Annotated in this window: 21 protein-coding genes and 2 pseudogenes; 8 read left to right on the top strand and 15 right to left on the bottom strand. The window is 66.7% G+C overall.

The annotated features are described in order from the left end of the window. The first annotated feature begins 275 nt into the window (after nucleotides 1-275). Complete coding sequence (gene fabG1, locus ACIBCN_RS22835; protein ID WP_396993638.1) at nucleotides 276-995, top strand: 3-oxoacyl-ACP reductase FabG1; 720 nt, start codon at nucleotides 276-278, stop codon at nucleotides 993-995. A 136-nt stretch (nucleotides 996-1,131) separates the two neighbouring features. Here the strand turns inward: fabG1 and ACIBCN_RS22830 are convergent, their stop codons facing one another. After that, nucleotides 1,132-2,070, bottom strand: a complete 939-nt coding sequence (locus ACIBCN_RS22830) for a LysR family transcriptional regulator (protein ID WP_396993637.1) — start codon at nucleotides 2,068-2,070, stop codon at nucleotides 1,132-1,134. A 109-nt stretch (nucleotides 2,071-2,179) separates the two neighbouring features. Here ACIBCN_RS22830 and fdxA point away from each other — a divergent pair, with 109 nt between their 5' ends. Continuing rightward, nucleotides 2,180-2,515: a ferredoxin gene (gene fdxA / locus ACIBCN_RS22825; RefSeq protein ID WP_396993636.1), complete on the top strand. Its 336-nt coding sequence runs from the start codon at nucleotides 2,180-2,182 to the stop codon at nucleotides 2,513-2,515. A 76-nt stretch (nucleotides 2,516-2,591) separates the two neighbouring features. Here fdxA and ACIBCN_RS22820 read toward each other — a convergent pair whose 3' ends face one another. Together ACIBCN_RS22820 and ACIBCN_RS22815 are read right to left on the bottom strand one after the other, a co-directional pair. Next, the gene (locus ACIBCN_RS22820; protein ID WP_396993635.1) at nucleotides 2,592-3,137 is read right to left on the bottom strand and encodes a Tn3 family transposase; all 546 of its coding nucleotides are present in this window, start codon (nucleotides 3,135-3,137) and stop codon (nucleotides 2,592-2,594) included. Between the two features lie 221 nt (nucleotides 3,138-3,358). Beyond that, nucleotides 3,359-3,790, bottom strand: a complete 432-nt coding sequence (locus tag ACIBCN_RS22815; RefSeq protein WP_396993634.1) for a MarR family winged helix-turn-helix transcriptional regulator — start codon at nucleotides 3,788-3,790, stop codon at nucleotides 3,359-3,361. A gap of 96 nt (nucleotides 3,791-3,886) precedes the next feature. Here ACIBCN_RS22815 and ACIBCN_RS22810 point away from each other — a divergent pair, with 96 nt between their 5' ends. Beyond that, nucleotides 3,887-4,306 carry a heme-binding protein gene (locus tag ACIBCN_RS22810; RefSeq protein WP_396993633.1) on the top strand — a complete coding sequence of 140 codons (420 nt, stop codon included), beginning with the start codon at nucleotides 3,887-3,889 and terminating at the stop codon, nucleotides 4,304-4,306. A gap of 292 nt (nucleotides 4,307-4,598) precedes the next feature. On the opposite strand, the gene ACIBCN_RS22805 is transcribed toward ACIBCN_RS22810, so the two are convergent. After that, complete coding sequence (locus ACIBCN_RS22805) at nucleotides 4,599-4,727, bottom strand: hypothetical protein (RefSeq protein WP_396993632.1); 129 nt, start codon at nucleotides 4,725-4,727, stop codon at nucleotides 4,599-4,601. On the opposite strand from ACIBCN_RS22805, the gene ACIBCN_RS22800 reads away from it, so the two are divergent. Beyond that, nucleotides 4,726-4,974 (top strand): helix-turn-helix domain-containing protein, encoded by a 249-nt coding sequence (locus ACIBCN_RS22800; RefSeq protein WP_396993631.1) that lies wholly within the window; start codon nucleotides 4,726-4,728, stop codon nucleotides 4,972-4,974. The genes ACIBCN_RS22805 and ACIBCN_RS22800 overlap by 2 nt on opposite strands. Nucleotides 4,975-5,260: 286 nt before the next feature. On the opposite strand, the gene ACIBCN_RS22795 is transcribed toward ACIBCN_RS22800, so the two are convergent. Continuing rightward, entirely contained in the window at nucleotides 5,261-7,150 is a 1,890-nt protein-coding gene (locus ACIBCN_RS22795) for a S9 family peptidase (protein WP_396993630.1), read from the bottom strand. Nucleotides 7,151-7,788: 638 nt separating this feature from the next. Between ACIBCN_RS22795 and helR the strand changes: the two genes are divergently transcribed. Together helR and ACIBCN_RS22785 are read left to right on the top strand one after the other, a co-directional pair. Continuing rightward, the gene (helR, locus tag ACIBCN_RS22790; protein ID WP_396993629.1) at nucleotides 7,789-9,984 is read left to right on the top strand and encodes an RNA polymerase recycling motor ATPase HelR; all 2,196 of its coding nucleotides are present in this window, start codon (nucleotides 7,789-7,791) and stop codon (nucleotides 9,982-9,984) included. Between the two features lie 61 nt (nucleotides 9,985-10,045). Next, nucleotides 10,046-10,381, top strand: a complete 336-nt coding sequence (locus ACIBCN_RS22785) for a hypothetical protein (protein ID WP_396993628.1) — start codon at nucleotides 10,046-10,048, stop codon at nucleotides 10,379-10,381. Here ACIBCN_RS22785 and ACIBCN_RS22780 read toward each other — a convergent pair. Continuing rightward, nucleotides 10,378-11,370 carry an aldo/keto reductase gene (locus tag ACIBCN_RS22780; RefSeq protein WP_396993627.1) on the bottom strand — a complete coding sequence of 331 codons (993 nt, stop codon included), beginning with the start codon at nucleotides 11,368-11,370 and terminating at the stop codon, nucleotides 10,378-10,380. The genes ACIBCN_RS22785 and ACIBCN_RS22780 overlap by 4 nt on opposite strands. Before the next feature lie 355 nt (nucleotides 11,371-11,725). After that, nucleotides 11,726-12,157: a MarR family winged helix-turn-helix transcriptional regulator gene (locus ACIBCN_RS22775; RefSeq protein ID WP_396993626.1), complete on the bottom strand. Its 432-nt coding sequence runs from the start codon at nucleotides 12,155-12,157 to the stop codon at nucleotides 11,726-11,728. An 86-nt stretch (nucleotides 12,158-12,243) separates the two neighbouring features. Between ACIBCN_RS22775 and ACIBCN_RS22770 the strand changes: the two genes are divergently transcribed. Beyond that, a complete protein-coding gene (locus ACIBCN_RS22770; RefSeq protein WP_396993625.1) occupies nucleotides 12,244-13,791 on the top strand; it encodes an MFS transporter in 1,548 nt (515 codons plus the stop codon). 64 nt (nucleotides 13,792-13,855) lie between these two features. Here ACIBCN_RS22770 and ACIBCN_RS22765 read toward each other — a convergent pair whose 3' ends face one another. The 8 genes and pseudogenes from ACIBCN_RS22765 to ACIBCN_RS22730 form a co-directional block, all read right to left on the bottom strand. Next, complete coding sequence (locus tag ACIBCN_RS22765; protein WP_396993624.1) at nucleotides 13,856-14,872, bottom strand: alpha/beta fold hydrolase; 1,017 nt, start codon at nucleotides 14,870-14,872, stop codon at nucleotides 13,856-13,858. 351 nt (nucleotides 14,873-15,223) lie between these two features. After that, complete coding sequence (locus tag ACIBCN_RS22760) at nucleotides 15,224-16,087, bottom strand: NAD-dependent protein deacetylase (RefSeq protein WP_396993623.1); 864 nt, start codon at nucleotides 16,085-16,087, stop codon at nucleotides 15,224-15,226. Nucleotides 16,088-16,111: 24 nt separating this feature from the next. Next, entirely contained in the window at nucleotides 16,112-16,762 is a 651-nt protein-coding gene (gene lexA / locus ACIBCN_RS22755) for a transcriptional repressor LexA (protein ID WP_396993622.1), read from the bottom strand. A gap of 68 nt (nucleotides 16,763-16,830) precedes the next feature. Then, nucleotides 16,831-17,223, bottom strand: coding sequence for a VOC family protein (locus tag ACIBCN_RS22750; RefSeq protein ID WP_396993621.1), 393 nt, complete (start codon nucleotides 17,221-17,223; stop codon nucleotides 16,831-16,833). Nucleotides 17,224-17,409: 186 nt separating this feature from the next. Then, the gene (locus tag ACIBCN_RS22745; RefSeq protein ID WP_396993620.1) at nucleotides 17,410-17,790 is read right to left on the bottom strand and encodes a hypothetical protein; all 381 of its coding nucleotides are present in this window, start codon (nucleotides 17,788-17,790) and stop codon (nucleotides 17,410-17,412) included. Between the two features lie 165 nt (nucleotides 17,791-17,955). Further along, nucleotides 17,956-18,108, bottom strand: a pseudogene (locus tag ACIBCN_RS22740) (FAD-dependent monooxygenase); the annotation flags it as partial. 277 nt (nucleotides 18,109-18,385) lie between these two features. Continuing rightward, nucleotides 18,386-18,892 (bottom strand): annotated as a pseudogene (locus ACIBCN_RS22735) (FAD-dependent oxidoreductase); the annotation flags it as partial. A gap of 11 nt (nucleotides 18,893-18,903) precedes the next feature. Continuing rightward, complete coding sequence (locus ACIBCN_RS22730) at nucleotides 18,904-19,485, bottom strand: PadR family transcriptional regulator (protein ID WP_396993619.1); 582 nt, start codon at nucleotides 19,483-19,485, stop codon at nucleotides 18,904-18,906. Between the two features lie 154 nt (nucleotides 19,486-19,639). Here ACIBCN_RS22730 and ACIBCN_RS22725 point away from each other — a divergent pair, with 154 nt between their 5' ends. Then, complete coding sequence (locus ACIBCN_RS22725; RefSeq protein WP_396993618.1) at nucleotides 19,640-20,389, top strand: alpha/beta fold hydrolase; 750 nt, start codon at nucleotides 19,640-19,642, stop codon at nucleotides 20,387-20,389. The last annotated feature ends 65 nt before the right edge of the window (nucleotides 20,390-20,454 follow it).

Here is a 20,454-nt window from a genome sequence, read left to right as displayed (position 1 = left end):
ATTCGCACCGATGTCGCAATATCCGGTGCGCCGCCGACTGTGACTCACAGTGCTGAGTGGCAGTGATCGCTCCGAGATGACGCAACGGGCACGGTCGTTGAGGCAACTCGCGTGCTGGTGCTGCACCGGAGCGAAGACCGCTTAGTACGGAACCCTCATATTTCGCCGTGGAGATTGGGGGAACCCGCTGATGCCGATCGCCTTGCGAACCGTAATGCTCAGTGGGGCCGAATATTTCGGATCAACGAACTGAACCACTCGAAGTAAGGATCTGCATGCCGAAACCGACCACCCCGCGATCAGTCCTGGTCACCGGAGGCAACCGCGGCATAGGTTTGGCCGTCGCGCGACGACTGGCCGAGGACGGACACCGGGTCGCGGTCACCCACCGCGGCACCGACGCCCCCGCCGGACTACTCGGCGTGCGATGCGACGTCACCGACACCGCATCGATCGATGCGGCCTTCACCGAAGTCGCCGAGCACCACGGTGCGGTCGAAGTGGTGGTCGCCAACGCCGGTATCACCGACGACATGCTGTTCACGCTGATGAGCGAGGACCAGTTCGAACGCACCTTGGACACCAACCTCACCGGCGCGTTCCGCGTCGCCAAACGCGCGAGCCGATCCATGCTGCGCGCACACTGGGGACGACTGATCTTCCTCGGCTCCGTGGTCGGCATGCTCGGCACCCCCGGCCAGGCGAACTACGCTTCCTCCAAAGCAGGTCTGGTCGGACTGGCCCGATCGATCACCCGCGAACTCAGCTCCCGCTCCATCACCGCCAACGTCGTCGCTCCCGGCTTCATCGACACCGACATGACCCAGGCTCTCGACGACAAATACCACCAGCTCGCCCAGCAAGCCATCCCAATGCAACGCATCGGCGACCCCGAGGAAGTCGCCGCCGTGATCAGCTTCCTCGCCTCCGACGAATCCAGCTACATCTCCGGCGCCATCATCCCGGTCGACGGCGGCCTCGGCATGGGCCATTGACCCGAGCGCTGTGCGTCTGCCGGTGAGCGTCTCCATCACCGGGCACTGTTTCGTCCCCCACGACGCCTGTTGTGGCCGTCGGCCACTCGTGGCCGACTGTGGTCGCGGCGCTCTGCACTAGGTGAACGGCCCGCCGTCAACGCACTCGCGGTCTACTCGTTCGCGCCGCCTCGATGCGGGCGGCGAGCTCGACCAGATCGGCGGCGGGGCCGGTGGGAGGTGTTCGGCGGTGCCAGATGGCGCGGAACTTTCGGGTCAGGGTGAGTGCGTCGGACAGGCGTACTTCGTGGAGGGTGCCTGCGCGCAGTTCGTGCGCCACGATCAAACGGCTGACCACCGCGGGCGCGACGCCACTCCTGGTGGTGGCGAGAATCGCTGCGGCCGAGCCGAGTTCGGCTGCCGGTGGGGCCGGGGTGCCGTGGATCTCGAGTGCCTCCCAGACCGTGTCGCGGGTTCCGGAGCCCTTCTCGCGCCACACCAGTGGGGTGTCGGCGAGTTCGCGCAGGGTCACCGGCCGGGGGCGGGTGGCCCACGGATGAGCCGGTGCGACGACCACGACGAGCTCATCGGCGACGAGGACGCGGCTGCCCAATCCCGTTGGCGGGTGCGGTCCTTCGACGAAGCCGAGCTCGGTTTCGCGGTCACGCACCGCCGCGGTCACCTGTCGGGAGTTCGCGACGTCCAGTTCTATCGCCAATTCCGGGCGGATCTTGCGCAGGGCCGTCAGCCAATGCGGAATGCGATGGTCGGCAATGGTTTTCGACGCCACGATGCGCAGGCTCGGACGTACGGCGCGGTGCAGGGCCGCGATGCCCTCGGTCAGTGCCAGCGCTGCCGCCAGCACCGGTCGGCCGAGTTCGACCACGGTGTGCCCGGCGTCGGTCAGCGCCGAGCCGGTGGGCCCGCGATCCAGTAGCCGCAGGTGTAGTCGCCCCTCGAGTGCATTGATCCGCATGCTCGCGGCGGGCTGGCTGATGCCGTGCCGTCGCGCGGCCGCGCCGAGACTGCCCAGTTCCGCCACGGATGCGAGCAGATCAAGTGCCTCGAGATCGGGTGCTCCCGGCGGCAGGGTCATAAGGGGAGCTTATGGGGTGGTCGGTATCGGGCCGCTACCCGACCGCTCAGGCGGGCGCCAGGATCATAGACATCCCGAATCGCGGGTCGAGGACAGCGAGGAGAACATTGTGACGTTCGTGATCGGCGCCGCCTGCGTAGATGTCCTGGATCGGGCCTGCATCGAGGAGTGCCCGCTCGACTGCATCTTCGTCGGCGACCGAATGGCCTACATCCAGCCCGACGAATGCATCGACTGTGCGGCCTGCGAGCCGGTCTGCCCGGTCGAGGCGATCTACTACGAGGACGACATTCCCCCGGGACAGGAGCAATTCGTCCTCGAGAACGCCCGCTTCTTCACCGAACCACTACCCGGACGGACAACACCGCTCGGTCAGCCTGGCGGCGGGACGGTGATCGGCGCGCTGGGAGTCGATACGGTCTACGTGCAGGAATATCAGTCCTGAACCGAGCTGGAGCTCGGGTATGTAGGGCGGTAGCTGAGCAGCCCTGCCCGGACGCACCCATCGTCGGCCGAACCGGTTACGCACGGCGGCAGGCGAGATGCTCAGCGGCGCAGGATATCTCGCCTGCCGATCCAACCAGGGGTCCCGGTAGTAATCGCCGAAAATCCAACGATGTTCGAAATGTCGCCTGGTAGGCGGTGATTCGGCGGTTCCGGCTGCGGGTTGGGCTGGTTGGTGCTTGGCTTGGACGCTGATCAGGTTGGTCGGCGTGCCGGAGGTTGGCGTTAGTGGCGACGCGGGTATTCGCGGATGAGGAATTGGCCCGCCTGCGGGAGTGGAGCAAGTCGTCGTAATGCTCGGCGATCAGATCCAGATTGGTCCGCCGGGTCAGCAGCGGCCCCCGCGTGCGGGAACCGGGCCTCGGCCTCGGTCGCGGGCCCGGCCGACACAGGGTGATCCGGCCCAGGTCCCGGATTCGAGGAGAGAGCTGCATCCCGAGCAGGTCGAACAATCCGAAGTTCACCAGGGTGACCCCATGAGTATCAGTCGCGTGTTCGGTGATTGGCAGATCCGTTGCGTTGCCGAGGATTTCGTCCAGCCGTTTCGACAAATCGTCTGTCACGGCCGAACATCATGCGGCACAGGCAGTTACGACACGCCGAAAACCGAATTCAACGACGTGAGACAAGGTCTAAGGAGGCCAGCGGAAGTGGCTTGTCTGCCTGCTGCGTTCATAGCGACGTGAGAGATGAGGGTGTGGCGGGGTACAGCCGGGTTCGGGTCGTTGTCGCGGGTGGAGTTGGAGCGGTTCGTCCTGGCATCGGGTCGGTCCGACGTGACAATCTAGTCGAGGATGCGGGTGAGCAGCTCGGTGAGCTTGTCGCGCTCGGTGGCCGATAGGGCGGCCAAGATGTCGTGTTGAACCCCTGTGAGCGTCGTGTCCAGTTCCTCGAGCCGTCGTCGCCCGGCGGCGGTCAGGGTGATCAGGTTGCGGCGCCGGTCGGCGGGGTCTGAGGCGCGCGCGACGTGGCCCAGTGCTGCCAGCTCATTGAGCATTGTGTGCATGTCGCTCTGGTCGATTCCGCACCGTTGGCCGATCTGCACCTGGCTGTCGGGGCCGAACTCGTCCAGCGCGGCGAGGATCGCGAAGTGATAGGCATGTCCACCAGCAGCGGCCATCGTTTCTTTGATCTGTCGATGCGTCTGCGTGGAAACCTTGTTGATCAGCCAGCTGGGTTTGCAGCGCAAACGGGTTGGTACTTCGTGCACCTGCATGCATGAAGTCTACCCGATCCCTTGGTCCACCCCACGGATCGATGTACACTGGGTCCGACCAAGGTTGGTCGATCCAAGAGATTGAAGGTGGGAACGATGCCACTCACATTGGACGAAGCTCGGGCCGTCAGCGACCGCGTCCGCGAACACGCCAACGAACTCGGCGCGACGGTCACGATCGCCATCGTCGACGCCGGCGGGCACCTGCAGGTTCTCGATCGCATGGACGGTGCAAATCCCGTGTCGGCCCGAGTCGCCCCGGCGAAGGCAGCCGGCGTTGCGCTGTTTCATCGCGACGGCAGTGACCTGATGGGTATGCAGCAGGCGTACCCTGCGGTGTTCGCACAAATAGTTGAGGTAGCGGGAACACCCATCGTCGCAGGCTTGGCCGCTCGGCTGCTCCGGCGAGAGGGTGTCGTCGTCGGTGCGATCGCAATCGCTGGAGGGACGTTCGAACAGGACGACGAGTGCGCCAATGTCGGGCACGACTCCCTGTCGGTCACCGCGTCAACGTAGTCGGCACCACATGTCGACGGACCCCGGTCGGGCAGTAGGGCCGCACTTGTCAGCGCTCGGACGTGCGCGAACGTGCCCAAGCAACGGTCGCGCAGGTCGACTCGAGCAGCAACGCGCTCATCATCGGATTCCTGCACTGGCTCGTCGATGCGATCAAACCTGTAAACCAATGCCACTCGACTTTCCGGGCTTGACGCCGGATTGGGCGGATCTGCTCCCGCTACGACCCAAGCACTTTGGAACAAGCACACAGATCCTGGCACCGCAACCCCAACCGCAGGTTACGGTGATGTCAAAATTCGCCGATACCGACATCTTCCACCGCAATGATGTTGATTTTCACCGATAAACGGTGTCGCAGATGAGGCATCGACACCACCACCCCCGCCGGACGATTCCTGTTCCATGTCATCGCCGCCATGGACGAGATGACCGCCGACCTGATCAGCGAAGGCACCCGGGAAGGTTTGGAATCCGCGCGGGCACGCGGCCGCGTCGGTGGCCGGCCATCGAGCCTGACACAGCTACAGGTCCGCAAAGCGGGGGAAATGTACGACGAACGCGACCAGCGCGACAAGCGCAAGTACACCGTCGCCCAGATCGGCGAGACCTTCGGCGTCTCCCGTAAGACGATCTACCGCCACCTCGAGCCCGGAACTGCGGACTAACCCGGCGAGGCGGTTCAAACGGCACCGCCGAATCACCTTCTACCAGGAGACATTCCGAACATCGTTGGATTTTCGGCGATTACTCGGGGGACCCCAACCACGCCCAAGCTGCCTCTCACAGATGGACGCGGCGGACAAGCCGTCCTGCTGGGAGATCGCTGGCGACGGTCGGGATCATTGCGTAAAGCGTTGTCCAGCCGCCGGGTTGGCGTGTTTGTTGCGGAACAACCTCATGCCGCGGCAGACCTGAGTCGGGCGAGGCTAGGTGCGGGGCGGCGGGAAGTGGTTAGCGGGTGGGTGATTCGCGGCCGCCCAGGTGTCGGGCGAGGAAGCGCTCGATGGTGTGGAACAGCTCGATTTGGTTTTCTGGGTTCGCGAAACCGTGGCCTTCGTTGTCTTTGACCAGGTATTCGACCTCGGCGCCGCGCTGTCGAAGCGCTTCGACGAGGTTGTCGGATTCGGCGCGCACTACTCGAATGTCGTTGGCGCCCTGCACTACCAGCAGGGGGGTGTGGATGCGGTCGACGTGGGTGATCGGTGAGCGGGCGAGCATGTCGGCTTCTTGTGCCGGATCGTCGGGGTCGCCGACGAAGAGCTGCCAGTTGTTGGCGGTGTGCGGCTTGCTGTAGGCGGGGATGGTGCGCAGGAAGTTCGCCAGGTTGGAGATGCCGACGTAGTCGATGGCGGCCGCGAAGACGTCGGGGGTGAAGGTGACGCCGACCAGGGCTGAATAGCCGCCGTAGGAGCCGCCGAAGATCGCGACCCGCGCCGGATCAGCATAGCCCTGGTCGACGGCCCATTGCACGGCGTCGATGAGGTCGTCGTGCATCTCGCCGGCGAACTGTTTGATCGCGGCTTTGACGAACGCTTTCCCGTATCCGGTCGAACCGCGATAGTTGACCTGCAACACGGCGTAGCCGCGGTTGGCGAAGAGTTGCACGGTCGGGTCGAAGTCCCAGCTGTCGCGGAGCCACGGGCCGCCGTGGACCATCAACACCATCGGCAACCCGGACGGCTCGATGCCGACGGGCAGTGTCAGATACGACGGGAGGCTCAGTCCATCCCGCGCTGGGATAGTCACCGGTGTCATCGGGGCAAGCGATTCGGGATTCAGCTGCGGAAACGGCCGGAACAGCAGTCGGCTCTCCCCCGTGGAGTGGTCGTAGTAGTACGCGACTTCGGGGTCGCGGTCGTGTGTGAAGGTGACGACCCAGCGTTGCCCGGTGCGGTCGGCGGACACTGCGGCCAAGTCACCCTCCGACAACTTCTGCAAGTTCGCGAGCACCGCGGCGAAATTCGGATCCAGGGCGTGGATCACCTGCCGTTCGCCGAGGTAGCGGGCGCCGATCAACGCTCCGGTTCGCCGGTCGAGGATCAACGGTGACGGCAGCGTGGGAATCACGGCGCCGCGGGTATCGAGGTCGAACGTCGGGTGACTGTCGGCCTCGGACTCCTGCCCAGTCGCCAGGTCGAGGCGGACCAGCCGCGTCCGGTCGGTGCCGCGATTGGACCCGAGCCACACGCCGGTCCCGTCGGGGGTCAGCCGGACCGGCAACACACCCATCGGGTAGTCGGCGCCGTCAAACACTGCGATGGGGTGCAAAGTGCCTGCGTCCCAGCGCGAAAGCTCGATATCGCCCGTGGCAGTCAGGCCGCGACCGAACACTTCGCCGCCGGGGCCGCACATCCAGGCGCCGATATGGCCGGGGTTTTCGGCCAGCACTGTGAGGCCGCCGGTGGCGAGGTCGATCTCGCAGAGGTCGAACGCCTCGACCTTCCTGTTGTTCAGCTGTACCAGCACTTTCTCCGGCCGTCCCGCGGGCAACTCGAAGTCGATGACCGCCGTTCGCGGGAACGGAGTCAGGTCGAGCACCGCCGCGTTGGGGTCGTCCAGATCGACCCGATACAGGTGCCATTGCTCATCGCCGCCGTTGTCCTGGGTGTAGAGCAGCCATCGCGGATCGTCGGTCCAGCGGAAGTTGTACACGTTGCGGTGCTCGTCCGCGGTCACGCAGCGCGCTTCCGTGTCGGAGTCGAGGTCTTGGACCCACACGTTCAACCGATCCTTACGCGGCGCGAGATACGCAATCCTGGTGCCGTCCGGAGAAATCGACGGCGCCGCACTCACCGGCGGCTTGAAAAAGTCCTCTACAGAAATGAATTCCGGCAACGCCATGGTGATCCTCCTGGTCTGAGCGTGTACCCCCAGGACACCGTTGGCCGACACGGCACAGTCAATGCCGCCCCCGCATGATCCACGCCACACCGTCGCGACTCCTCCCCGCACGGGCAACCCGAGCAGACCTCGATCGAGGGGGAACTGGTCTTGGTATCGCCCGAGAGCCGGAGGACACCAGCGTGACCACCGAACATGCTGGTGTACTAGAGGATTACACCGATGCTTGGACTGCGGGGGCCGTCGAGTTCAGCCGGGCGTCACCGCTGTGGGCGATGTTGCGCGTGTGCTGAGCGAGGCGGGAGTCTGCCGACAGCGGACACAAAAATGGAAAGGACCTGAATCCTTTCCGTATCCAATATATATCGCACCCGGGGGCTTGCGGCAAGACCCCGGTCGAGGCGCATACTCGCTGGCCGAGGTCAGAACCTGCGGAAATGGGAGTTACGGATTGGGTGTCGCGTGGGGATGGCGAGTCGATGGTGGGGCTCGCGGCGGCGTTGCAGGCACTCGGCGCGTACGTGTGTGCGTCGTTTACCCGTAGCCGGCAGTGGTCGACCAGGCGCATCGCGCCAGGTAAATGAGGGAACGTGCCCGCACGAGCACAGCGACACAGTCATCGAAAAAAGAAGGGGCACATGCCAACTCGAGAGTATGACGAGGAATTACAGTCCGAGCGTAGCTACGTGGCCGAGCTGTACACGCGCCTGGACGCCGAGCGCGCGCGAGTGAAGGGCCAGTACAGCGCCGCGTTGCGCGGCAGAGACGGTTCCGCCATGGAGCGTGAGGACCAGGTGCGCGCACTGGGCAAGTCGGTGCAGCGGCTGGATGTGGCCGACAACGGACTGTGTTTCGGTCGATTGGACACTCTGTCGGGCGAGCGTTCCTATATCGGCCGGATCGGTCTCTACGACGAGGCGAACGAGTTCGAACCGCTGCTGCTCGATTGGCGAGCCCCGGCAGCGCGTGCGTTCTATGTGGCCACCGCCGCGACGCCGGAGAACATGCGCAGGCGCCGCCAGTTCCACACCCGTGGACGTCAGGTGGTCGATTTCACCGACGAGGTGCTCGGCCGTCCCGATGACGGCGAACGCGGCGACGCGGCGCTGCTGGCGGCGGTCAACGCGCCGCGTGGCGAGGGGATGCGCGACATCGTCGCGACGATCCAGGCCGAGCAGGACGAGATCATCCGACTCGACCATCCGGGCGTGCTGGTGATCGAGGGCGGTCCGGGCACCGGGAAGACTGTGGTGGCGCTGCACCGCGTCGCGTACCTGCTCTACACCCAGCGGGAGCGGATGGAACGCCAGGGCGTGCTGGTGGTCGGGCCTAATCCGGCTTTCTTGAACCACATCGCCCACGTCCTGCCGTCGCTGGGCGAGACCAACGTGGTGTTCACCACCGCGGGCGAACTCGTGCCTGGCCTGCGGGTCACCGCCGAGGACACCCCGCGGGCCGCGAAGCTCAAGGGCTCGCTGAAGATCTTGGACGTGCTCGCCGCGGCGGTCGCCGATCGCCAGCGACTACCCAAGGATCCGGTGACGATCGAACTGGCCGACGTCACTATGCGCATCGACGCCGAGACCGCCGAGTGGGCCAGAGCGGAGGCCCGCGCGAGCGGACGGCCACACAACGAGGCGCAAGCGGTGTTCCGCGACATCATCACCTACGCGCTCACCGAGCGGGCGATCGCCCGGATCGGCCGCGGCTGGCTGACCCGAGACGACCGCGAGGCATGGGAGCAACTGCGCGAAGACCTGGTCGAGGAGCTCGCGAGTCACGACACCTTCGCCGCCACACTCGACCAACTGTGGCCGATCCTGACACCGGAAATTCTACTGGCACAGCTGTATTCGTCTCCCGAACGACTGCACGCGGCGGGCGCCGACGAGGCGCTGGCACGGGCGGACGGCGCGGCATGGACGGTATCGGACGTGCCGCTGCTCGACGAACTGGCCGACCTGCTCGGCCCCGACAAACCGGCCGATCAGACCGCGGAGCGGGAAAGGAAGGCCGAGGCCGAGTATGCCGCCGGCGTGCTGGACGTGCTGGTCAGCCGCGAGGACATGATGGACGACGAGGACCACCTGTTCGCTCAGGACCTGCTCTACGCCGAGGACCTGGCCGACCGATTCCTCGAACGCGACACCAGGGAACTCGCCGAACGCGCTGCGGCAGATCGGGATTGGACCTACCGGCACGTCGTGGTCGACGAGGCGCAAGAGCTGTCGGAAATGGATTGGCGGATACTGATGCGCCGCTGCCCGAGCAAATCGTGCACGGTGGTCGGCGATCTGGCCCAACGCCGGTCGGTGGCCGGCGCGACCTCGTGGGACACGATGATGCAACCGTATGTGCCCGGCCGCTGGGCCTACCGGTCGCTGACGGTGAACTATCGCACCCCGGCCGAGATCATGACCGTCGCCGCCGCGCTGCTCGCCGAGTTCGCGCCCGGCGTGCAGCCACCGGAGTCGGTTCGCGCGTGCGGTGTCCAGCCCTGGTCCAGACAGGTCACCGAGGACGAATTAGCTACTGCCATCGAAGAATTCGTCCGGGCGGAAGCTGATCGCGAGGGCACCAGCATCGTGATCGGTCCGGCGGGGGTGCCCGGCACGGTGACGGCGTCGGAGACGAAAGGATTGGAGTTCGACGCCGTGCTGGTCGTGGACCCCGAACGGATCCTCGCCGACGGCCCGCGCGGCGCGGCCGAACTCTATGTCGCCCTCACTCGCGCAACCCAACGTCTCGGCGTTCTGCACGAGGGTCCCCTGCCGCGAGCGCTGACCGGACTCACGGAAATCGACGCACCCGCGCGAGCCGGAGTTCACCGGTAACGCAACTGGTCGGTGCCCTCGGACTTGTTCGAGCGACAAGCCCGAGAGCATTGCCGCCGCGGTGAACCGTTCGACATCGCAGGCGTTGCGGCCGACAAACCGACTGGTGATGTTCGACCTGAACCGCCCGCGAGAACGCCCGACCGGCAGCGCATCAGTAGGGGCTGGACGCAATCTCACACGGCGCCAACGCAATCGGCTCGTCGACGAGCCGCTCTACTCTTCTACGGCGAGATCGCCCCCGGGCTCCGGTAACCGGGGCGCGATCCTGGCCGTCGAGCGGGACGGGGCACCGCCGGCCCGGCCCCGGCTGGTCGTGACCGGCGAGGTCGCCGGTGGGGGCGACGTCAACGACGTCGTCGAGCTGGACGTCGTGCGCGTCGAGCCCACCGGCTAACCCCGAGCGACCTCAGCGGTGTGCGCGGGGGTGTAGCGCTCGCCCATCACCTGGTCGCTCAGCGGGTCCAGCGCGGCCAGCGCCTCGGCGTCCAGGGTGAGCTCCAGCGCGGCCGCGTTCTGCTCCAGCCGGGCCGGGCTGCGGGTGCCCGGAATGGTCGCCACCGCCACCCCGAGCCGCTCGGCCTGGGCGTACACCCAGGCCAGCGCCACCTGGGCCGGGGTGGCACCCAGCCGGTCGGCCACCGCGCGCACGGTCTGCGCGATCTTCTCGTTGGCCTCGCCCGCCTCGCCGGCGAAGCGGGGGTTGGTGCGCCGGAAGTCCTTCTCGCCCAGCGTGGAGCGGTCCAGGGCGCCGGTCAGGAACCCCCGCCCCAGCGGCGAGTACGGCACCAGCCCGACCCCCAGCTCGGCCATCACCGGGGTGAGGGCCTCGACGTCGCGGGTCCACAGCGAGTACTCGCTCTGCACCGCGGTGATCGGGTGCACCGCGTGCGCTCGGCGCAGCAGCTCAGCGTCGACCTCGGACAGGCCAAGATGGCGGACCTTTCCCGCCTCGACCAGCTCGGCCATTGCCCCGACGGTCTCCTCGATCTCCACGTCCTGGGGCGGGCGGTGAGCGTAGTACAGGTCGATCACCTCGACACCCAGTCGCAGCAGCGAGGCGTCGCAGGAACGCAGCACGAAGTCCCGGGCACCGCGGATGCGGCGTGCCCGGTCTCCGGCGCTGCGGTCGATGCCGAACTTGGTGGCCACCTGCACCTGGTCTCGGCGGCCGTGGATGGCCCGGCCCACCAGCACCTCGTTGTGGCCGGTGCCGTAGGCGTCGGCGGTGTCCAGGAACGTGATGCCCAGCTCCAGGGCGCGGTTGATGGTGGCCAGGCCGCCGTCCCAGTCGGCGGCGCCGTAGCTCTCGCTCATCCCCATGCACCCCAGACCCATCGCGCTGACGGTGAGACCGGGCGAGCCGAGCGTGGTTCGGGTGATCATGCGCGGATACTCCTCCTGCCCAGCGGACCGGGCGGTACCTCGAAGGCTGACGAACGCCCCCGACACTAGGACCTGGAGCGCACTCCAAGTCAAGCTGGCGGACCGGCCCGCCGGCGTGTCAGGCGCAGCGGGGGCGGGTGAGGGTGAAACGGTCCACCGGCTCACAGCTACGCCATATCCATCCGAAATTCGGCCGATACTACGGCGCCCCATGTCGCACGAGGGCGACTGCCGACTTCAACGGTCCAGTAATCACGTTCAACGGTCCAGTAATCACGCCAACCGGACCAAGAGGCAGACTCGCTATCGACTACCAGGTCCCGAATTCCTCTGCCCGACAGCGCTTTACGAACGATCAGTGGCAGGCATCGGAGATACCCTCGAGCCAGTCGCGGATCGCGGCCTGCTGGGCGGGGGTGAACGAGGATTCGAGTTCGGCTTCGCGGCGACCGACGGCGATGCGGGCCTCGGCCAACCGGGCCCGGCCGGATTCGGTGACGGTGATCTGGTGGGTGCGCCGATCGGAGGGGTGCGGGCGGCGTTCGATCAGGCCCTCGTGTTCGAGCCCACTGAGCATTTCGTTGGCGGCCTGGCGGGAGCTGGCGACCTCGCGGGCGACGTCGGCGACCGACATTCCGGGACGCGCGGCGGTCATCATCAGGGTGGCGTACTGGGAGGTGGACAGCCCAAAGGCCTTGAGCTCCTCCCCGATTGCCGCCCGCATGTTGAGCCAGACCTTGCGCACCATGAAGGTCAGTGACCCGACCTCGCTCCGGTAGGAACCCACCGAAAAGACCTCCTCGATATTGACAGGTTCCTGACGACTATGCGAAGTTAATCGTCAGGTTCTTGCCAATCTTAGCGAAGGTTTCCATGATCACGTCTCCCGCGTTGCCGAAGCCGAGGCAACGGTTGATCCTCGCCGTACTCGTGCTGTCCTCGTTCCTGATCTGGATGGACAACACCATCCTCAGCCTGACCTTCCAGACACTGGCCGACCCGGTCCGCGGGCTCGGCGCCACCCCCGCCCAGCTGCAATGGGCGACCGGCTCCTACACCCTGGTCTTCGCCGCGCTGATGTTCACCGCGGGCGCGCTGGGTGACCGATTCGGTCACCGGACCGTGCTCGCCACGGGCATGGCGACCTTCGCCGCCGCCTCGATCTGGGCCGCCTACGCCGGTGACGCGGGCCAGTTGATCGCCGCCCGTGCCGCGATGGGCGTGGGCAGCGCGCTGATCATGCCCGCCACCATGGCCATCCTCACCTGGACCTTCACCGGTCCCGCCAGGGCGACCGCGATCGGCATTTCCTCCGCCTCCGCGGGTGTCGGATTGGCGGCCGGTCCGCTGCTCGCCGGTGTGCTGCTCGACCATTTCTGGTGGGGCTCGGTGTTTCTCATCAATGTCCCGGCGGTGCTGGTCGGGTTGGTCGGGATCGCCGCGCTGATCCCCGAATTCCGCAGCCCCACCCCGCGCCCGCTCGACCTGACCGGTCTACTGCTCTCGATCAGCGGACTCGCCGCGTTGGCCTATGGGTTGATTCGCGCGGGACAGGTGGCCTCCTGGACTCCGGTGGATGTCTGGGCGCCGATCGTCGCGGGGGCGATCCTGTTGTGCGCGTTCGTGTTCGTCGAACTGCGCAGCCATCAGCCCAGCTTCGATCCCCGCCTCCTCGCGCAGCGCACGTTCGGCGGCGGCAACGCGGCGCTCGGGCTGCTGCTTTTCGCGATGACCGCCGCCGGTTTCTACGGCGCGTTCTATCTGCAAGGCGCACGGGGCTTCTCGCCGCTGCAGGCCGGTTTCGCCACGTTCCCGGCGGCGCTGGGCGCGATGGTCGGCGGGCCGCTCGGCATCCGATTGGTGCGCCGCTGGTCGCTACGCCCGGTCACCGCGACCGCGCTCACCGTTGCGGCACTGGCGATGGGCAGCTTCGCGTTCTTCGGACTGCACACCCCGCTCGTCTGGAACGAGATCGTCCTGCTGATCCAGGGCCTGTCGATCGGCATAGTCATGGGCAGCACGACCGCGGCGCTGATGAACACCCTTCCGTTGACACAGGCCGGTGCCGGATCCGCGGTCACCAACACCGTGCGACAGACCGGCAGCGTGCTCGGCATCGCGGTGGGCGGCACGATCATGTCGATCGCGTACCGGCGCGGCATCGGATCGGCACTGCACGACCTGCCCGCCGATGTGCGGGAACGGGCACAGGTCTCCGCCGAGCAAACCAGACACGCCGCGGCGGTGATGCACAGCCCCGACCTGGCGAGCGCCGCCGACGCCGCGTTCATCCACGCCATGCACGTGGGCGCGGTATGGACGATGCTCATCGCACTCACCGGGGCGGCCGTGTTGGCGATCACGTTGCGCCCGAACCGAATTCGGACCGATGCGGTACCGGAACAGGCCGAGGCTCTGTAACCTGCCGAAGCTCTGTAACCTGCCGCTCGGTAAGCCGCGATACACGGGGGAAGTCAGCCGCGGGCTATTCCGCGGGCCGGACACCGCGGTCACGGCCAGCAGCCAGTCGCGATGCAGAACGCCAGGCCAAGGCTGAGAGCTCGCAACCCCCCACTGGTTCGATCGGCAAGCGCCCGGGTCGAGGCTCAGGACCATCGCGCGATGGGTGTGCCGAAAGCTCGGCGATGTGGTCGGCGAAGGTTGGCCACAGTTCGCGGGGCAGGTGGTGGCCCATGCCGTCGAAGATCATCAGTTTCGCGCCGGGGATGGCGTCGGCGGTGGCGCGGGCGCCGCTGACATCGCACATGAGGTCGTTGGCACCGTGCAGGACCAAGGTCGGTATCCGCAACGATTTCAGTGGCGCCGTCCGGTCGCCGGAGGCCAGGACCGCGACGAAGTGACGCATCATCGCCTCGTGGTCGCGCCCTCGGTCGTAGACGCGTCCGGCCGTTTCGGCGACCGCGGCCTCGTCGAAGGCGTATCCGGGAGACCAAATGGCCCGAGACGCGCGGACCTGCCAGTCGAGGTAGCTCTGGCGGTCGTGCGGTTGCGGACCCAGCGGGCCGATGGCGGCGAAATCGGCGTCGCCGACGCCGGGTGCGCCGGTGCGGGAGCTGATGGAGGTCAATGATCGGATGCGGTCGGGGTGCTCGATCGCGATGGTCTGCGCGATCATTCCGCCCATGGACAGCCCGACGAGGTGGGCGCTGTCGAAGCCGAGTGCGCCGAGCAGGCCGACGGTGTCGGCGGCCATGTCCGACAGGTGGTACGACGCGGTGGTGAGGTCACCGGCCAGCGCGGCAGGCAGGTCGACGGTCGGCGCGTCGGACAGGTGCGACGAGTGACCGGTATCCCGGCTGTCGAAGCGGATGACGTGCAGGCCGCGCTCGACCAGTTCGGTGCAGAATCCGTCGGGCCAGTTGATCATCTGCGCGCCGCCACCCATGATCAGCAGCATCGGCGGCAGTGCGGGGTCGCCGAAACGTTCGTAGGCGATCTCGAGCCTCGACGGGCCGACGTTCAGGGCCTTTTCCTCGGCCATTGTTCCTCCGTCTCGAAACATCGCTACCCGTGCTCGCCTGAGAATCACGCGTGGCAGCCGATATTCGGCGTCGCCTGACTCAGGTCTGCGAGTATGCGGCACCGACGGGGCCTTGCCGCAAGCCAACCCATGCGATATATGTTGAAAGGGGAAGAGTTTCGGCCGCCGAACAGCGCCTGTTCGGCATCGCGTGCTTGTTTGCATCGGCCGCAATCCCGACGACGCATAGTCGTTCGGCTGACAATTTCTTCCGAAACCCCGCCGTAAACGCGTGCCGCACAATCATTATCGGCATCGCATGCCAATACGCACTCGATGCAACGGCGAGCATTGCGGCGCAACAGAACTCGACTACACCGCTGCCCCGGCCAGAACGTGCGCATCCCCGAGCGCGTCGGCCAGCGCGACAAGAACATCCGAGCATCCAGCATCAACAGTCAACGACGCCAACTCATCCCCGCGAGTATTTCCGCGATTGACGATCACCACCGGCCGCGCACGCTTCGCCGCGTGCCGCACGAACCGCAGCCCCGACATCACGGTCAACGACGACCCCGCGACCAGCAACGCATCCGCCTCATCGACGAGCTCGAACGCCGCCGCCACCCGATCTTTCGGCACGTTCTCGCCGAAATACACGATGTCGGGCTTGAGCATCCCCCCGCACCCCGCGCAATCGACCATCCGAAAACTGTCGGTATCGGCGACAACCGCGTCGGCGTCGGGTGCGACCTCCACCCCATTCGTCGTTGCCCCCTCAGCGAACCCAGGATTCGCGGCCTCCAACCGCTCCGCCAACGCCATCCGCGAAATCAACGCATCGCAGCTCAAGCACCGGACCCGCGCATAGGTGCCGTGCAGATCGATCACCCGACGATGCCCAGCCTTGGTATGCAACAAATCGACGTTCTGGGTGATCAGCCCATTCACCACACCCATCCGCTCCAACCGCGCCAACGCGCGATGCCCCGGATTCGGCCGCGACGCATCCATTCGCCGCCAGCCGATGTGATTACGCGCCCAATACCGCTGCCGGAACACCGCGTCACCGACGAACTGCTGATAGGTCATCGGATTTCGCGGCGGCGAGGACGGACCGCGATAGTCGGGGATGCCACTGTCGGTCGACACACCCGCACCGGTCAGCACCAGCACCCGGCGACCGGCCAGCACCTCGACCAGCCGCTCGAAATCCGGTTCCGCGATGTCCGACATCAGTTCAGGGTACGACGACGCCGCTCAGACGCGACGCATCACCGACACCACCTTGCCCAGCACCGCGGCCTTATCGCCATCGATGACGTCATACGCGGGGTTGCGTGGCTCGAGATACACATGACCGTTGCGCCGCCGATATACCTTCACCGTGGCCTCCCCCTCGATCATCGCGGCGACGATCTCCCCCGAATGCGCCTCGTTCTGCTGCCGCACCACCACGATGTCTCCGTCGCAGATCGCCGCGTCGATCATCGAATCCCCGCGCACCCGCAGCCCGAACACCGTCCCGCGACCGACCAGCTGACGCGACATCGTCACCATGTCGTCGGTGTGCTCCTCGGCCAGAATCGGCGTGCCCGCCGCGATGTCACCGACCACCGGCACCGCCACCGAATCCTCGTTCGTTTCCCGCGGCGCCGAACCCTGCAGGAACATCCGCACATCGATCGGCCGCGACATCGTCTCGCTGCGCCGCAGGAACCCCTTCTCCTCCAGGCTGTTCAGGTGCTTGGACACCGACGACGAAGACCGCAATCCCACCGCGTCCCCGATCTGCCGTGAGTTCGGCGCGTACCCCTGCCGCACCACCCAGTCCCGAATGGTGGCAAGGATCTTCTGCTGGCGCTCCGGCAGGCGGGAGGTGTCGAGATGCTCGAGGTCGTCGTAGGTCACCGGGGCATCGTAGAGGTCAGTGCCGATCACACGGCCGCACAGGCCATTACGGAGTGTCGCGGTACCGGTTACGTTCCGGCTTGTTCAGCCTTCGATCGTTCGGAGGTGCTTCGCTCGACACAGAATTCGTTCCCTTCGGGGTCGAGGAGGGTGGCCCAGCCGCGACCGTCGGCGGTGCGGTGATCCTCGTACAGTGTCGCGCCCACCGTGAACAGCCGCTCGACTTCCTCGTCGCGGGTGCGTTCGGTGGGCACCCAATCGAAGTGGATGCGGTTCTTCACTGTCTTGCCCTCCGGAACCCGGATGAACAGGAAACCGGGAAGCGGCTCGGGCGCGGTGAGCAGCGCCTCATCGTCGTCCACCTCGTCCTCGGCGGAGAGCGGCCAGCCGGTGACGGCACTCCAGAACGACGCGAGCTTGTACGGGTCGGCGCAGTCGATGGCGACGTGGCGAAGAATCATGCGGCGAGCGTAGCGGGGACCCGAGTGCCGATGCACCGCAATAAAATTGCCGCTCGGCACCTGTTTGCTCGCCACATAGCAGGTGCCTGGCTTCGTCCCTCGACCGAAGCGGCGTAGTCGCCGGTTCGGCGCGCCCCGCTCATCGATATCGACGTCACCCTGCCCGGCGTCGACGCACCCCCGGATCTACTGCGCCTGTTCCCACGCCGAGCTGACCGGTATCGGCAACGGGTCGAGCGAGGGTGGGGTTACCCAGCGATGGAGGGCGTCCGCGAGCCCGGCGTCGTCCACGAAAGTGGTGCTCAGCCAGGCGATGTGGCCGTCCGGGCGCAGTAGTAGTGCGCCGATATCCGGATGCGCCGGACAGGCCGCGAAGACCACGGTGACCGCAGACAACCATCTCGAGAACGCCCGGTCGGGAGTCAGGTCGAGCAATACCGGACGACCGGGGTGCAGGAGTTTGGCCAGGGTCGTGTCGCCGTCGGCGGTTGACAAGGCGAGGTCGGGGGCGAGGCGGCCGAGCCAGCGGTGCTCGCCGGGTAGGTAGCAGGTGTCGAGGCCGCTCAATATCTCGGTCAGTGCGCGGTTGCCCGCGGGGTGTGCCGCGACCCGCTGGACCAGGTCTGCCAGCGGCGACGCGGATTCGCTGAGCAGTACCAGCGCTTGCTGGTTCGACAGGAGTGCGGCACCCGTCGCGTGCCGTTCGTCGTGGTAGGTGTCGAGCAGGGTCTCCGGTGCGCTGCCGTGGACGGTGGCGGCGAGCTTCCAACCCAGGTTGAACGCGTCGTCGAGGGCAACGTTGACGCCGATGGCGCCCGCGGGCGGATGGATGTGTGCCGCGTCGCCGGCCAGCAGGACTCGCCCGTCGCGGAAGCGCTCGGCCAGGCGCGCCGCGTCCCCGAACCGGGTCAGCCAGCGTGGTGCGCAGTTCGGTGCGCCGGCCGAGCGCCTCGGACACCTGGGACTGCAGCAACTCCAGCGTCACCGGGGTGTCCTTCACCGGGGGCGGGTCCTGTTCACGAACGATGACGCGCACGTATCCGGGGCGCGGGATGACGAACACCGTGCGTCCGTCGGGGCCGGCCGAAACACCGTACGGCAGATCGCATTCGACGTCGCCGAGCAGGACGAAGAAGGTGGCGTCGGTGCCGGGAAACGCGATTCCGGCGCTCTTGCGGACGACGCTTCGGCCGCCGTCGCAGCCGACGAGGTATCGCGCGGTCAGCTGAGTAGCGAACCCGTTGTGGACCGTCGCGGTCACCGAATCCGCGTCCTGCTCGATGCCGCGAACCTCGCGCCCGCGCAAGACCGTGGCACCCAGTTCGACGGCCCGCGCGGCGAGCACCTCTTCGACGCGGGTCTGCGGGATCCCCAACGAGAACGGGTGATCGGTATGCGCCCCGGCCAGCGGCAGTGGTTGCGAGATCCCCGTGGCGGGGACGTTCGGCACCTGGTGGCCTTCGGCGATGAGCTCCGCGGCCAGGCCGCGCCGTGCGAGCAGGTCGAGTGAACGGGCATTGAGGTTGTAACCACGGCACCACAGTGGTTCCAGCGAACGTTCGACCACGGTGGTGCGCACCCCGGCAAGCGCGAGCTCGTAGGCGAGCATCAAGCCTGCCGGGCCCGCGCCGACGATCAGGACATCGGTATCCAGCGGCTGGCCGGTCATCGTGTTCCCCCTCAGAACGTGCTGGGCTCAGGCCACGGAAGTGAGCCGTCTCGAATCTCGGCGATGGTCCGCCGGGTCCACTCCAGTTCGGCCTGCCAGGCGTGGCGCTGGTACTCGACTTCGATCATGAACAGCCGTGGCGCTCCCACGCCGACGGTCTCCTCGAGCGTGCTGTCCGCACCGGAAATACGTTCGGCCAGATGGCGAGCGCGCTCGTCGAGGGCCTCGGCCGCGCGGACCGGCCCCAACGCGCCGAGGTAGCTGACCGCGGCAAGGAACTTCGGGAACTCCGCGACCGGAGTTCGCACCAGTTCGTCGAGCCAGGCGACGAATTCCCGGCGCCCGAGTTCGGTGTGCGCGTACACCGTTCGCTCCGGACGGTTGCCATCGCGGACCGTCTCGACCGGCTCGATCCAGCCGTGCCGCGCCAGCGCCTCGACGGTGTCATAGAGCGAGCCGGAATTGATTTTAAAACTGTCGCCCTTATGACGTTCCCGCAGCGTAGCGGCCATTTCATACGGATGCATCCGCCGCTCGAGTAGCAGCCCGAGCAGTGCGAGCGCCAGCGTGTTGGTTACCTTGCGGCGTGCCATAGATAGTCGCTTCCTACTAGTCGGATCCGACTATACGCCTTCGGCGGGATGTGTGAGATCCGGCGCCTGAGCGAGGCGGTGGCCGAATGGATCGCACGTAGGATTCCCGATGTGAATCTCGCTGCGGCGGGAACCGATGGCGGCGGGGAGGCCGATGATGCTGGAGCAGGCGATCAGTGTGGTGCGGGAGGGCAGTGGGCCGGAGGTCGTGCTGGTGCACGGAGGGGCGGGGCCGACGACTACGTGGGCCGGACTGGAATCGTTGCGAGCGCGGTGGACGCTGGCGTCGGTGTACCGGCGGGGATTTCCGCCCAGCCCGACGCCGGTCGGCGGAAACCAGGACTTCGAGGTGGACGCCGACGATATCGTCGCGGTGATCGGTGACCTGCGTCCGCACGTTGTCGCTCATTCGTATGGCACGCTCGGGACGCTCATCGCGGCCGCCCGACACCCGAACTCCATGCGCTCGCTGACCATCATCGAACCGCCGCTGTACTTCGTGGCCGGCGACGATCCGGTCGTGACCAGGCTGCGGCAACTCGGCGACACCGTGCTCACGGATGGCCTCGATACCGGCACCGCGCAGCTGCGCGAATTCCTCACTCTCGCAGGCTCACCAGTGGCGGATGGGCAGCCCCTATCCGCTGGGACCGTGGCGGCGGTGCGGCGCGCGCATCGCGGGCGACTGCCCGGTGAGGCGCGGCCACGGTTGGAGGTGATTCGCGCGCACGGCATTCCCACCCTGGTGGCCTCGGGCGATCATTCCCCGGCACTGGAACGGATATGCGATGGCCTCGCGGACGTCATGGACGCGCAGCGGGTGGTCGCACCGGGTGCAGGGCATTTCGTCCCGGCGGCACCAGGTTTCGCCGAGCGCTTGGAGCGGTTCCTCGCTTCGGTGTGAAAACTCGGTCGGCTCGTCAGCTGTGCAGGATAGGGACTGTCGCTGGTTCCAACCGTGAGTCCAGA

It is taken from the genome of Nocardia sp. NPDC051052, assembly GCF_044456045.1.
Lineage (GTDB): Bacteria > Actinomycetota > Actinomycetes > Mycobacteriales > Mycobacteriaceae > Nocardia.
This window is presented reverse-complemented; position numbering and strand designations above follow the sequence as displayed.

Excerpts from the sequence above, each read along its gene's own strand:
- fabG1 (WP_396993638.1), top strand. The coding sequence starts at position 276 with ATGCCGAAACCGACCACCCCGCGATCAGTCCTGGTCACCGGAGGCAAC.
- ACIBCN_RS22830 (WP_396993637.1), bottom strand. The coding sequence starts at position 2,070 with ATGACCCTGCCGCCGGGAGCACCCGATCTCGAGGCACTTGATCTGCTC.
- ACIBCN_RS22815 (WP_396993634.1), bottom strand. The coding sequence starts at position 3,790 with ATGCAGGTGCACGAAGTACCAACCCGTTTGCGCTGCAAACCCAGCTGG.
- ACIBCN_RS22810 (WP_396993633.1), top strand. The coding sequence starts at position 3,887 with ATGCCACTCACATTGGACGAAGCTCGGGCCGTCAGCGACCGCGTCCGC.
- ACIBCN_RS22800 (WP_396993631.1), top strand. The coding sequence starts at position 4,726 with ATGGACGAGATGACCGCCGACCTGATCAGCGAAGGCACCCGGGAAGGT.
- ACIBCN_RS22805 (WP_396993632.1), bottom strand. The coding sequence starts at position 4,727 with ATGGCGGCGATGACATGGAACAGGAATCGTCCGGCGGGGGTGGTGGTG.
- ACIBCN_RS22795 (WP_396993630.1), bottom strand. The coding sequence starts at position 7,150 with ATGGCGTTGCCGGAATTCATTTCTGTAGAGGACTTTTTCAAGCCGCCG.
- helR (WP_396993629.1), top strand. The coding sequence starts at position 7,789 with ATGCCAACTCGAGAGTATGACGAGGAATTACAGTCCGAGCGTAGCTAC.
- ACIBCN_RS22780 (WP_396993627.1), bottom strand. The coding sequence starts at position 11,370 with ATGATCACCCGAACCACGCTCGGCTCGCCCGGTCTCACCGTCAGCGCG.
- ACIBCN_RS22770 (WP_396993625.1), top strand. The coding sequence starts at position 12,244 with ATGATCACGTCTCCCGCGTTGCCGAAGCCGAGGCAACGGTTGATCCTC.
- ACIBCN_RS22765 (WP_396993624.1), bottom strand. The coding sequence starts at position 14,872 with ATGGCCGAGGAAAAGGCCCTGAACGTCGGCCCGTCGAGGCTCGAGATC.
- ACIBCN_RS22760 (WP_396993623.1), bottom strand. The coding sequence starts at position 16,087 with ATGTCGGACATCGCGGAACCGGATTTCGAGCGGCTGGTCGAGGTGCTG.
- ACIBCN_RS22750 (WP_396993621.1), bottom strand. The coding sequence starts at position 17,223 with ATGATTCTTCGCCACGTCGCCATCGACTGCGCCGACCCGTACAAGCTC.
- ACIBCN_RS22730 (WP_396993619.1), bottom strand. The coding sequence starts at position 19,485 with ATGGCACGCCGCAAGGTAACCAACACGCTGGCGCTCGCACTGCTCGGG.
- ACIBCN_RS22725 (WP_396993618.1), top strand. The coding sequence starts at position 19,640 with ATGATGCTGGAGCAGGCGATCAGTGTGGTGCGGGAGGGCAGTGGGCCG.